This is a genomic window from Kitasatospora sp. NPDC022856, from assembly GCF_055561235.1.
This window is the reverse complement of sequence record NZ_JBVHHE010000002.1, coordinates 157,744-169,528: the sequence shown is the minus strand read 5'-3', so window position 1 is coordinate 169,528 and position 11,785 is coordinate 157,744. Positions and strand designations below refer to the sequence as shown.

The following is an 11,785-nucleotide window of genomic DNA, read 5'->3' as shown; positions in this document are numbered from 1 at the left end:
GGTCAGTTGGCGAAGGCGTCCAGGACCTGCTCGTACTCCTGGCACCACCACGCCAGCTGGCCGGCCGAGGCGGGGTAGAGCGGGTCGGCCCGGTGGTCGGCCCGCTGGTAGCGCCACTGGAGCATCCAGAAGTCGTTGAGCCGCTCCCACCAGACCCGGTGGACGGCCGCCGCCAGGTGTTCCGCGGTGGCCGCCCCGGTGGCCCGGTACGCCTGCGAGTAGGTCCGGACCCGGACGAGGTCGAGCACGCCCGACGTCCGGTCGTTGAAGACCAGGGTGGCCGACCGGACGGCCTCCTCGGCGCGCGGCTGCGGGCCGAGCTTGTCCCAGTCCAGGACGGCCGCGATCCGGTCGCCCGCGTGCAGCAGGTTGAGCCCGTGGAAGTCGCCGTGCGTCCAGCCGGTGGGCGGGGCGGCCTGCGGGACGGGCCGGCGGTGGGCGTACTCGGCGAGCAGGTCGAGCCGTTCGGTGAGGCGCCGCTCGACCAGCGCGTCCAGCGCGCCGTACGGGCGCTGCTCGCGGGCGCTGAGCCGGAGTTCGCGGGCCAGCCGGGCGCTGTCCAGCGGGTCGGCACTGTGGTAGCCGGCGGGTTGGGCGAGGGGGGCGCAGACGTCGTCGAGCGCGCCGTGCAGCCGGCCGAGCAGCGCTCCGAGCGCGCCGCACTGCGTCAGGGAGAGGTCGCTGCCGTGCCGGTGCCGGCCATCCACCCAGGGGAAGAGCGCGAACAGCCGGCTGCCGAAGGAGGCCACCGTGCCGGAGCGTTCGGCACACGCCAGCGGGGGAGCGACGGGCAGTCCGAGGGTCTCCAGCGCGGCCATCGCGCGGTGGTGCCCGGCGATCGATTCGCGGTGCGCGGTGGCGGCGTCGACGTAGCACTTCAGGAAGTACGTCCCGGCCTCGGTGGTGACCCGGTAGCCCCGGTTCAACAGGCCCTCGGCGACCGGCTCGGCGGTGAGCAGCCGCCCCACCCGGTAGCGGCGCAGGACCTCGGCCAGGACGAGGTGGGGAACGGGCGGGCTGAGGGTCCCTATCGGGGGTGCGGTGAGATCGGGGCGGGCCGGGGCACAGGCGAGGGTCTGGCTGAAAGTCACAGGCTGAGGTTAGGGCCCCCTGGCGGGGGTCCTTGACAAACCGTCAGAACTGTGATTCCCGGCGCTCTCAGTGCTGCTGGTCGGCCTGGTGCCGTGCCACGAAGGCGGCCGCCTGGGTGCGCCGCTCCATGCCCATCTTGGCGAGCAGACTGGAGACGTAGTTCTTGACCGTTTTCTCGGCCAGGTGCAGCTCGTTGCCGATCTGACGGTTGGTCATCCCCTCGCCGATCAGATCGAGGATCCGCCGCTCCTGCTTGGTGAGCTGGGACAGTCGCTCGTCCTCCTTCTCGCCGCCGTCGCGCAGCCGGGCCAGCACCCGGCTGGTGGCCACCGGGTCGAGCAGCGACTTGCCGGCCGCGACGTCCCGGACGGCGGTGATCAGGTCGGTGCCGCGGATCGCCTTCAGGACGTAGCCGGAGGCGCCCGCCATGATCGAGTCGAACAGCGCCTCGTCGTCCGAGAACGAGGTCAGCATCAGGCACTTGATCTCCGGCAGCCGGGAGCGGACCTCCCGGCAGACCTCGACGCCGTTCCCGTCCGGCAGCCGGACGTCGAGGACCGCGACGTCGGGGTGCACGGCGGCGATCCGGGTGATCGCCTCGGCGGCCGTCCCGGCCTCGCCGACCACCTCGATGTCGTCCTCGACCGAGAGGAGATCGTGGACGCCCCGCCGGACCACCTCGTGATCGTCGAGCAGAAATACCCTGATCTGTCCGTTATCAGTCACGTGTAAAGCCTCCCATATCGGCGCAGGAGCGACCTATTGCCCGCACCGCCCCCGGAACGCTATCCGGCCAGATCAGTCGAAAGCGATGCCGGTAACCCCCTTACGAACGGGGCTCCGCCCGGATAACGTGCGCAGGTGTCCTGAAGGCGACCGAATTGAGAGCTGCGCCACACCCGCAGTTGTAGGCCCTGAACAAGTAGGACGTCCTAGCGCAAGCGCGCCAAGGGCTGCCGCTGGGTAACGTTCTCGTGAGGGACGCCGTCGGAACAGGATCACCACCTGCCTTGCAGTCGGTGCGCACACCCACGCGCGCCCCGCGAGGCGGTGACCGGACCGGTCACCGGCGACCCCGGGCGGCCGGACAGACCGAGGAGTGAACGTGACCGTCAAAAGCACGGCGAGGGCCCGCAAGAAGGCGGCCCCCGGCGTCCCTGACACCCTCCGCGCCACGGGTACGGACGCCCAGCCGGAGCTCGTACAGCTGCTCACCCCGGAAGGCGAGCGGATCGAGCACCCGGACTACCCGCTCACCACCACCCCGGACGAGCTGCGCGCCCTCTACCGCGACCTGGTGCTGGTGCGCCGGTTCGACGCCGAGGCCACCGCGCTGCAGCGCCAGGGCGAGCTGGGCCTGTGGGCCTCGCTGCTCGGCCAGGAGGCCGCCCAGGTCGGCTCCGGGCGGGCCATGCGCACCGGTGACTACGCCTTCCCCACCTACCGCGAGCACGGCGTGGCCTGGTGCCGCGACGTGGACCCGCTGAACCTGCTCGGCATGTTCCGCGGCGTGAACCACGGCGGCTGGGACCCGAACGAGAAGAACTTCCACCTGTACACCATCGTGATCGGCGCGCAGACCCTGCACGCCACCGGCTACGCGATGGGCATCACCAAGGACGGCGCGGACGACGCGGTGATCGCCTACTTCGGCGACGGCGCCTCCAGCCAGGGCGACGTCAACGAGGCCTTCACCTTCGCCTCGGTCTACAACGCCCCGGTGGTCTTCTTCTGCCAGAACAACCAGTGGGCGATCTCCGAGCCCACCACCACCCAGACCAAGATCCCGCTGTACCGCCGCGCCTCCGGCTTCGGCTTCCCCGGCGTCCGGGTCGACGGCAACGACGTGCTGGCCTGCCTGGCGGTCACCCGCTGGGCGCTCGACCACGCCCGCAGCGGCAACGGTCCGGTGCTGATCGAGGCGTTCACGTACCGGATGGGCGCGCACACCACCTCCGACGACCCCACCCGCTACCGCCCCTCCGAGGAGACCGAGGCCTGGAAGGCCAAGGACCCGATCACCCGGCTCCGGGCGCTCCTGGAGAAGGAGGGCCTGGCCGAGGAGGAGTTCTTCGCCTCGATCGAGGCCGAGAGCGAGCAGCTGGGGCTGCGGGTGCGCGAGGGCGTGCGCACCATGCCGGACCCGGACCCGACCCTGATCTTCGACCACGTCTACGCCGAGCCGCACACACTGGTCGATGAGGAACGGGCCGAGTACGCCGAGTACGCGGCCTCCTTCGAGGCGGGGGAGAACCTCTGATGGCCGCTCAGCTCAGCATCGCGAAGGCGCTCAACGAGGCGCTGCGCAAGTCGCTGGAGAACGACCCGAAGACGCTCCTGATGGGCGAGGACATCGGCAAGCTCGGTGGCGTCTTCCGGATCACCGACGGCCTGCAGAAGGACTTCGGCGACAGCCGGGTGATCGACTCCCCGCTCGCCGAGTCCGGCATCGTCGGCACCGCGATCGGCCTCGCGCTGCGCGGCTACCGCCCGGTGGTGGAGATCCAGTTCGACGGGTTCGTCTACCCGGCCTTCGACCAGATCGTCTCCCAGCTGGCCAAGATGCACGCCCGCGCGCTCGGGCACGTCAAGATGCCGGTCACCATCCGCATCCCGTACGCGGGCGGCATCGGCGCGGTCGAGCACCACAGCGAGTCGCACGAGGCGTACTTCGCGCACACCGCCGGTCTGCGGGTGGTCTCGCCGTCCAGCGCGCACGACGCGCACTGGATGCTGCGCCAGGCCATCGAGTCGGACGACCCGGTGATCTTCCTGGAGCCCAAGCGCCGCTACTGGGACAAGGGCGAGGTCGGCGACGCCGCCGACCTGGGCCTGTACGACGCCCGGATCGTGCGCCCCGGCACGGACGCGACGCTGATCGCCTACGGCCCGATGGTCAAGGTCTGCCTGGAGGCCGCCGCGGCCGCCGAGGAGGACGGCCGCCGGCTGGAGGTCGTCGACCTGCGCTCGCTCTCCCCGGTGGACTTCGCCGCCCTGGAGGAGTCGGTCAAGCGGACCGGCCGCGGCATCGTGGTGCACGAGGCGCCGGTCTTCCTGGGCATGGGCGCCGAGCTGGCCGCCCGGCTGACGGAGCGGTGCTTCTACCACCTGGAGGCGCCGATCCTGCGGGTCGGCGGCTACCACGCGCCGTACCCGCCGTCCCGGGTCGAGGAAGCCTTCCTGCCGGACCTGGACCGCGTGCTCGACGCCGTCGACCGCGCGCTCGCGTACTGAACCGGGGAGCGAAGATGACCACCGAAGTTCGCTCGCTCCGCGAGTTCAAGATGCCCGACGTGGGCGAGGGCCTCACCGAGGCCGAGATCCTCAGCTGGTCCGTGAAGCCCGGTGACACCGTGACGGACGGCCAGGTCGTCTGCGAGGTCGAGACCGCCAAGGCCGCCGTGGAGCTGCCGATCCCGTTCAACGGGGTGGTGGAGCGGCTGTTCTTCCCCGAGGGCGCGACGGTCGACGTCGGCACCGTGATCATCTCGGTCGCGGTGGCGGGGGAGGCGGGCGCCGCCGCTCCGGCCGCGGCCGCCCCGGTCGCCCCGGTGGCCGCTCCCGCCGAGGCCGAGCCGGCCCGGCGCGAGGTGCTGGTCGGCTACGGTCCGCGGACCGGCGGTACCCAGCGCCGGGCCCGCCGGACCACCACGACCACCGTGGTCGCCCCGGCTCCGGCCGCTCCCGCGCCGGCCCCGGTGGCCGCCGCGCCGGTGGCTGCCGCGCCGGTGGTACCGGCCCAGCCCACCGGTGACCGGCCGTTGGCCAAGCCGCCGGTGCGCAAGCTCGCCAAGGACCTCGGCGTCGACCTGCGGGCCGTCACACCGACCGGCCCGGACGGCGTGGTCACCCGCGAGGACGTGCACGCGCACGCCGCCGCGGCGGCCGCCGTCGCGGCGCCCCCGGCCGAGCCGGCCGCGGTGGCACCGGTGGAGCCGGTGGTCGTGGCGACCGCCGGCACCGGGGACGTCCGGGTGCCGATCAAGGGCGTCCGCAAGGCGACCGCGCAGGCGATGGTGGCCTCGGCCTTCACCGCCCCGCACGTCACCGAGTTCGTCCAGGTCGACGTCACCCGCACGATGAAGTTCGTCCGCCGGCTCAAGGAGAGCGGCGAGCTGGGCCGGGACATCCGGGTCAGCCCGCTGCTGCTGGTCGCCAAGGCGCTGCTGACCGCGATCAAGCGGCACCCCGAGATCAACGCCCAGTGGGACGAGGCGGCCCAGGAGATCGTCATCAGGGGCCAGGTGAACCTCGGCATCGCCGCGGCCACCCCGCGCGGCCTGATCGTCCCCAACATCAAGGACGCGGGCGGCCGCACGCTGTCCGGTCTGGCGGCCGCGCTCGGCGAGCTGATCGACACCGCCCGGCTGGGCAAGACCTCGCCGAACGACATGCAGGGCGGCACCGTCACCATCACCAACGTCGGCGTCTTCGGCGTCGACACCGGCACCCCGATCCTCAACCCGGGCGAGGCCGCGATCCTCGCCTTCGGCGCGGTCCGGGAGCTGCCGTGGGTGCACAAGGGCAAGGTGGTGCCGCGCCAGGTCACCACGCTGGCCCTCTCCTTCGACCACCGCCTGGTGGACGGCGAGCTGGGCTCCAGGGTGCTGGCCGACGTCGCCGCGCTGCTGGAGTACCCCAAGCGCCTGATCACCTGGGGCTGACCGGCCGGACCGAGGAAGGGCCCTGCTCCGCACGACAGTGCGGAGCAGGGCCCTTCGGCCTTTCCGGACACCGGACACCGGACACCGGACACCGGACACCGGACACCGGAGGAGCCTTAGCGCGCGGCGCGCAGCCGGCGCCCGGCGTACCGGACGCCCAGGCCGAGCACCAGCAGCACGGCGCCGAGACCGGCCGTCAGGATCCCGACGGCGGTGCCGGTCGGGGCCTGCTCCGGCATGCCGGTCGGCCCGCCGGCGGTGGGGCCGAAGGCGGGCGCGCCGACGGCGGCCCCGGGAGCGCCGAGGGTCGCCGTCGGGGCGGGCGGTCCGGACACCTGCCAGACGGCCGACGTGCCGGGGCCGGGCCCGTGGGCCGAGGCGGTCTCGGTGGCGAGCAGGTGCACGGAGCCGGCGAGGACGACGGCGACGGCGACGCTCGCGAGCCGGCGGCGGGTGGAGCGCGGGCGGGCATTCTTCGCATAAGTGGAGAAAACAGGCATGCGCACGACGTGACTCCCCGCAGTCATGAAGCCGATGGTGGGTGGAGGTGGCCGGTCCTGCCCCCGTCGGCCGGTAGCGCCCCCCGGCGCTTCCCGGCTCGCTCTCCAGCCCTCCACTTCCAAGGACGCGCGGCCCCGCCGGAGGTTGCGGGTGGATCCGGAAGTCCTCCGGGATTCTTCGAAAGGCCCGCCGCCGGTGCCCGCTCCGCGATACTGCCGCCATGGCAGAGGAGCTGATAACCCGTTCGGCGGACAGCCGGACCGACCCCGAGGAGCGCCGCTCGCTGCGGCGGGACGTCTCCCTCCCCGCCCTCCTGGCCGGGCTGGTGTGCATCGCGGTGTCGTTCTCCGGCCCGCTCGTGGTGGTGCTCGCGGCGGCCTCGGCCGGGCGGCTGGACGAGGCGCACACGGCCTCCTGGATCTGGGCGGTGGCCATCGGCAGCGGGCTGCCCGGTCTGCTGCTCAGCTGGTGGACCAGGACGCCGGTGATCACCGCCTGGTCCACGCCGGGCGCCGCGCTGCTGGTCACCAGCCTCGGCGCGTACCCCTACCGGGAGGCGGTCGGTGCCTTCCTGGTGAGCGGGGCGCTGGTGACCCTGTTCGGTGTCACCGGGCTGTTCGGCCGGCTGATCGCCGCGATCCCGGCCGGGATCGTCAACGCGATGCTGGCGGGCATCCTGTTCTCCTTCGGCGCCGGCATCTTCGGCGCCGTCCACGGCGCGCCCGCCCTGGTGCTCGGCAGCTTCGCGGCCTTCCTGCTGGCGAAGCGGCTGGCGCCGCGGTACGCCGTACCGGTCGCGCTGCTGGCCGGCGGGGTGCTGGCGGCGGTCACCGTCGGGCTGCCGGTGCACCTCGGGTCCGGCGGGCCGACCGTGCCGGTGTTCACCGTGCCGGCCTTCTCCGGGCCGGCCATGGTGGGGCTGGCGCTGCCGCTCACCATCGTGGCGCTGGCCTCGCAGAACGCCCCCGGCCTGGGGGTGATGCGGGCCTTCGGCTACCAGCCGGACGACCGGCTGCTGATCGGGGCCACCGGCGGGGTCTCCGTCCTGCTGGCGCCGTTCGGCTCGCCCGGGGTGAACCTGGCCGCGATCACCGCGGCGATCTGCGCCGGGCCGGAGAGCCACCCCGATCCGCGGCGCCGCTACGTCGCCGGGATGTCGGCGGGTCTGCTCTACGTGCTGGTGGGCAGTTTCGGTGGGCTGCTGGTGAGCCTGTTCACCGGTCTGCCGAAAGAGCTGATCGCGGTGATCGCCGGGGTCGCCCTGCTGGCCTCGCTCCAGGGCAGCCTGGCCGCGGCCGTCGCCGACGAGGGCGGTCGGGACGCGGCGGTGGTGACCTTCCTGGCCTCGGCCTCCGGGATGAGCCTGCTCGGCATCGGCTCGGCGTTCTGGGGGCTGCTGCTCGGGCTGGGCACCCATCTGGTGCTCCGGGCGGGGCCGAAGCGGCGCGGCTGAGGCGTTGCGCGGCCGGGGCGCCCCAGGCCGGTGGTGTGCTCGGCCGGTGGAGTGCTCGGCCGGGGGTCACGGGATGGGCCGGCTCCGCCGGAGGTGGCGCTGGTGGGTCACGGGCCACCCGAATCATCCACCTGATCGGACTCATAGGTATGACCGGGGTGATTCGGGTCGTTCGGCCAGGGCGGTGACATTTTCGCCGGACGGTGAGGGTGACACGCCGGTTCGGGTACGTCTTCGCGTCCACCACCCGGGCGACGCCGGGTGACCGGATCCCCGAGGACGCACCCGTATGCCGCCTGGCAACCCTGGCCGGCTCGTCCGGAGTCTGGCCGCGCTCGTGCTGGTGTCCACCGCCGTACTGCCCGCCGCCCTGGAGCTGGCCGGTCCCTCGCCCTTCGGGGTGATCGGGCCGGGTGCCCCCGCCGACCGGGCGGTGCCGCCGCACACCGCCCGGCGGGCCGACCTCCGCGCGGCCGGCGCCGCCCCGACCGTCGACATAAGGCGGACCGGGGACCCGGCGAACCGGATCACGCTGGTGCTGCTCGGCGACGGCTACAGCGCGGACGAGCAGGAGCTCTTCCGCGCCCAGGCCGACCGGGCCTGGCGGGCACTGATGGAGATCGAGCCGTTCCGCAGCTACCAGGGGTTCTTCAACATAAGGCGGGTCGAGGTCGTCTCGGCGGACTCCGGCATCGCCGAGACCGAGAGCCGGGGCCGCAACCCCGGGACCCCGCTCGGCATGCACTTCTGGTGCGAGGGCACCGCCCGGCTGCTCTGCGCCGACGAGGCCGCCACCGCGCGCTACGCCGGCGAGGGCGACGGCCCGCAGTACCTGATCGCGCTGGCCAACTCCAGCGAGTACGGGGGTGCCGGCGGCACCGGGGTGACCACCCTGGCCGGCGGCAGCCCGGACGCGGGGCGGATCATCCAGCACGAGATAGGGCACACCGTGGGCGACCTCGGTGACGAGTACGACAGCGCGCCGGACGACGCCGACTACCCCAACCTCGCCACCGAGAACGCCGACGACATGCGCCGCAAGCAGACCAAGTGGTGGCGCTGGCTGGGCGCGGAGTCCCCGGACGGCGGCGGCACGATCGGCGCCTACCGCAGCGCCAACGGGATCTACCGGCCCACCCAGGACTCGGTGATGCGCACCCTCGGCGGGGCCTACAACCTGCCCTCGCGGGAGGCGATCATCGAGGAGATCTACCGCCGGATCCGGCCGACCGACACACCCGTGCCCGCCCCGGGCGAGGTGACCGGCCGCCCCCGGCTGGAGGTCCGGCCGCTGCCGCTGGTCGGGACCCGCGCGCTGCAGGTGGACTGGAAGGTGGACGGCGCCGCGGTGGAGCCGCAGGCGCCGGACCGCAGCTGGCTGGACACCGCCGCGCTGAACCTGTTCCCGGGGCAGAGCGCCACCGTCACGGCCACCGTCCGGGACACCACCGACTGGGTCCGGGACGAGGCCTTCCGCGACCGCTACATGACCAGGACGGTCTCCTGGACGGTCACCGGCTGAGCCGGGCCCGCCCCGCCCCGGACCGAGGGTCGAATGATGGGATGACTAATCTGGGGACACTATGTCCGTGGAGCCCGCCAGTTCAGCCCGCCCCCTGTCCGTTCCCGCTCCCCCGGCCACCGCCGGGCCGACGCCCCCGGCGGCCCCCGTGCCCCCGGCGGCCCCCGTGCCCCCGGCCACCGGGATCCCGGCGCCGCCCGGCGGCCGGGCCGCCTGGCTGGCCTGGTCCATCGGCGTCAGCGTGTACGTCCTCGCGGTGATCCACCGGACCAGTCTCGGGGTGGCCGGGCTGGACGCCGCCGACCGCTTCGCGATCGGCGCCTCCGCGCTCTCCACCTTCTCGATCCTCCAGGTGCTGGTCTACGCGGCGATGCAGATACCGGTCGGCCTGCTGGTCGACCGGTTCGGCCCGCGCCGGGTGCTGCTGCTCGGCGTCCTGCTGCTGAGCGCCGGGCAGCTCGCCTTCGCGTTCTCCTCCTCCTTCGGGCCGGCGCTGGCCTCCCGGGCGGTGCTCGGCTGCGGTGACGCGATGACCTTCATCAGCGTGCTGCGGATCGCCGCGCGCTGGTTCCCGGCCGCGAAGAACCCGTTCGTCGCCCAGCTGACCGGTCTCGCCGGGATGGGCGGGAACCTGGTCACCACCGTCGTCCTCGCCGACGCCCTGCACCGGGAGGGCTGGACCCCGACCTTCACCGCGATCGCGCTGCTCGGAGTGGCGGTGTTCGCGCTGGTCGCGCTCTTCCTGCGGGAGGCTCCGGCGGGCGCGCCGCAGCGGGCCGCGGCCGCCGGGCCGGGGGGCGTCGGGCCGGGGGGTGCGCCGTTCCGGCCGGGCGTGGGCCGGCAGGTCCGGCTGGCGTGGTCGGAGCCCGGCACCAGGCTCGGCCTCTGGGTGCACTTCACCACCCAGTTCCCCGGCAACGCCTTCGGCCTGCTCTGGGGGATGCCCTACCTGGTGGAGGCCCAGGGCATGTCGCGCACCGCGGCGGGCGGGCTGCTGACCCTGCTGGTGCTCGCCAACATGTCCTTCGGCCTCCTCTTCGGCCGGGTGCTCTCGCGCACCGCCCGGGCCCGGATGCCGATCGTGCTCACCGTGATCGCCGCCACCGCGCTCGGCTGGGCGCTGGTGCTGGCCTGGCCGGGCGGGCACCCACCGCTCTGGCTGCTGGTCGGGATCCTCCTGGTGATGGGCAGCAACGGCCCGGCCTCGCTGGTCGGTCTGGACTACGCCCGTGCGCGCAACCCCGTGGAGCGGCTCGGCACCGCCTCCGGGATCGTCAACATGGGGGGCTTCATCGGCACGATGATCACCCTGTTCGGCATCGGCGTCCTCCTGGACGCCCTCACCCCGGCCGGCACCGGCGGCTACTCCGCCGACGCCTTCCGCTGGGCCTTCTGCTGGCTCTACGTGCCGCTCGCGGCGGGCACCCTGATGATCCTGCGGCTGCGGCGCAAGGTCGCCGAGCGGGAGCGGGGCGCGGCAGCGGGCGTCTGACGGCCCGCCTCCGACAACCGGCCGGCCGTTCGGCGCGGCCGGCGCGGCCGGGGCCGTGCGGGCCGCGCCGGGTCGTCAGACCGTGACGGCGAAGTTGGCCAGCACCCGCGAGGCCAGCTCCTGGTCGCCCTCGACGGTGACCGGGCCCGGGCGGCCGCGGCCGCAGGCGAGCCGGGCGTACGTCTCCCAGTCCATCGTGAGCTGCACGTCGGGGGCGAGGCTGATCGACTCGTCGACCGTGCCGCGGCCGGCGGCGTCGACCCGGACGGTGCGCAGGAACTCGACCGGGCCGGTGACGTCCAGCACCAGGGCCGTCCCGGCCGGGGCGCCGGCCCGGTGGGCGACGGCCTTGGGCAGCGACTCCAGCAGCACGTCCCGGGCGAGCAGCGCGGCCGGGGAGGCGAGGTTGCCCGGCACCGCGAGGGCCCGGCGGAGGTCCTGCTCGTGCACCCAGACGTCGAAGGCCCGGTGGCGCAGCAGCTCGTGGTACGGCAGGTCGCGGCTGAGCGGGCCGCCCGGGAAGCGGACCGGCTCGGACGGGGTCTGCCGGGCGTTGCGCAGCGCCCGGGAGCGGCGGATGATCGTGTACTCCAGCTCGCCGGTCATCTCCAGCGCGGTGTGGCAGCGGCGCTTGTCGACCGGCAGCTCGATGTAGCGGGCGAACTCGGTGGTGACGTGGCGCAGGTCGCGGGGGAGCGAGTGGATCGGGCGGGGGTCGCCGAGCAGCTCGGACTCGACGGCGATGACGTGCGAGACGATGTCCCGGACCGACCAGCCGGGGCACTCGGTGGCCCGGTTCCAGGAGCCCTCCGGGAGAGGGGCCACCAGCTCCGATATCGATTCGATGGACTGCGTCCACGCCTCGGTGTAAGCCTGCACGGTCTGGTTGTCCGTCACGGGAATCTCCGGCCCTCCGTCAGCTGCCCTGCCACGCGCGCCCTGTTTTCGGGTCGGACGGGAAAGTCCGGCTTCCGGGCGCACACGCTAACCGCACGTTACGCTGCCGGGTGAGAACAGGGCAGCGCTTTCGAGTGACGATCGTAGGACTCTTGCCGTGGACG

Annotated in this window: 10 protein-coding genes; 6 read left to right on the top strand and 4 right to left on the bottom strand. The window is 73.5% G+C overall.

The annotated features are described in order from the left end of the window. Nucleotides 1-2 precede the first annotated feature (2 nt). Nucleotides 3-1,091, bottom strand: a complete 1,089-nt coding sequence (locus ACZ34W_RS03755) for a phosphotransferase (RefSeq protein WP_465601456.1) — start codon at nucleotides 1,089-1,091, stop codon at nucleotides 3-5. Between the two features lie 67 nt (nucleotides 1,092-1,158). Next, entirely contained in the window at nucleotides 1,159-1,818 is a 660-nt protein-coding gene (locus ACZ34W_RS03750) for a response regulator transcription factor (RefSeq protein WP_329488756.1), read from the bottom strand. 379 nt (nucleotides 1,819-2,197) lie between these two features. On the opposite strand from ACZ34W_RS03750, the gene pdhA reads away from it, so the two are divergent. The 3 genes from pdhA to ACZ34W_RS03735 are packed head-to-tail and all read left to right on the top strand — an operon-like array spanning nucleotide 2,198 to nucleotide 5,756. Then, nucleotides 2,198-3,352 (top strand): pyruvate dehydrogenase (acetyl-transferring) E1 component subunit alpha, encoded by a 1,155-nt coding sequence (pdhA, locus tag ACZ34W_RS03745; protein WP_465601452.1) that lies wholly within the window; start codon nucleotides 2,198-2,200, stop codon nucleotides 3,350-3,352. Beyond that, nucleotides 3,352-4,326 (top strand): alpha-ketoacid dehydrogenase subunit beta, encoded by a 975-nt coding sequence (locus tag ACZ34W_RS03740; protein ID WP_329488754.1) that lies wholly within the window; start codon nucleotides 3,352-3,354, stop codon nucleotides 4,324-4,326. The genes pdhA and ACZ34W_RS03740 overlap by 1 nt, the downstream gene beginning before the upstream one ends. A gap of 14 nt (nucleotides 4,327-4,340) precedes the next feature. Then, entirely contained in the window at nucleotides 4,341-5,756 is a 1,416-nt protein-coding gene (locus ACZ34W_RS03735; RefSeq protein WP_465601449.1) for a dihydrolipoamide acetyltransferase family protein, read from the top strand. 116 nt (nucleotides 5,757-5,872) lie between these two features. Here the strand turns inward: ACZ34W_RS03735 and ACZ34W_RS03730 are convergent, their stop codons facing one another. After that, nucleotides 5,873-6,262, bottom strand: coding sequence for a hypothetical protein (locus ACZ34W_RS03730; RefSeq protein ID WP_329488752.1), 390 nt, complete (start codon nucleotides 6,260-6,262; stop codon nucleotides 5,873-5,875). 215 nt (nucleotides 6,263-6,477) lie between these two features. On the opposite strand from ACZ34W_RS03730, the gene ACZ34W_RS03725 reads away from it, so the two are divergent. The 3 genes from ACZ34W_RS03725 to ACZ34W_RS03715 all read left to right on the top strand — a co-directional run bounded on the left by ACZ34W_RS03725 (nucleotide 6,478) and on the right by ACZ34W_RS03715 (nucleotide 10,724). Beyond that, nucleotides 6,478-7,710, top strand: coding sequence for a benzoate/H(+) symporter BenE family transporter (locus tag ACZ34W_RS03725; RefSeq protein ID WP_465601444.1), 1,233 nt, complete (start codon nucleotides 6,478-6,480; stop codon nucleotides 7,708-7,710). A 289-nt stretch (nucleotides 7,711-7,999) separates the two neighbouring features. Next, on the top strand, nucleotides 8,000-9,232 hold the full coding sequence (locus ACZ34W_RS03720) for a M64 family metallopeptidase (RefSeq protein ID WP_329488750.1): 1,233 nt from the start codon (nucleotides 8,000-8,002) through the stop codon (nucleotides 9,230-9,232). A 61-nt stretch (nucleotides 9,233-9,293) separates the two neighbouring features. After that, nucleotides 9,294-10,724 carry an MFS transporter gene (locus ACZ34W_RS03715; protein WP_465601441.1) on the top strand — a complete coding sequence of 477 codons (1,431 nt, stop codon included), beginning with the start codon at nucleotides 9,294-9,296 and terminating at the stop codon, nucleotides 10,722-10,724. Between the two features lie 75 nt (nucleotides 10,725-10,799). Here the strand turns inward: ACZ34W_RS03715 and ACZ34W_RS03710 are convergent, their stop codons facing one another. Next, the gene (locus tag ACZ34W_RS03710; protein WP_359808961.1) at nucleotides 10,800-11,621 is read right to left on the bottom strand and encodes a maleylpyruvate isomerase family mycothiol-dependent enzyme; all 822 of its coding nucleotides are present in this window, start codon (nucleotides 11,619-11,621) and stop codon (nucleotides 10,800-10,802) included. Nucleotides 11,622-11,785: the final 164 nt, after the last annotated feature.

Excerpts from the sequence above, each read along its gene's own strand:
- ACZ34W_RS03740 (WP_329488754.1), top strand. The coding sequence starts at position 3,352 with ATGGCCGCTCAGCTCAGCATCGCGAAGGCGCTCAACGAGGCGCTGCGC.
- ACZ34W_RS03735 (WP_465601449.1), top strand. The coding sequence starts at position 4,341 with ATGACCACCGAAGTTCGCTCGCTCCGCGAGTTCAAGATGCCCGACGTG.
- ACZ34W_RS03725 (WP_465601444.1), top strand. The coding sequence starts at position 6,478 with ATGGCAGAGGAGCTGATAACCCGTTCGGCGGACAGCCGGACCGACCCC.
- ACZ34W_RS03720 (WP_329488750.1), top strand. The coding sequence starts at position 8,000 with ATGCCGCCTGGCAACCCTGGCCGGCTCGTCCGGAGTCTGGCCGCGCTC.
- ACZ34W_RS03715 (WP_465601441.1), top strand. The coding sequence starts at position 9,294 with ATGTCCGTGGAGCCCGCCAGTTCAGCCCGCCCCCTGTCCGTTCCCGCT.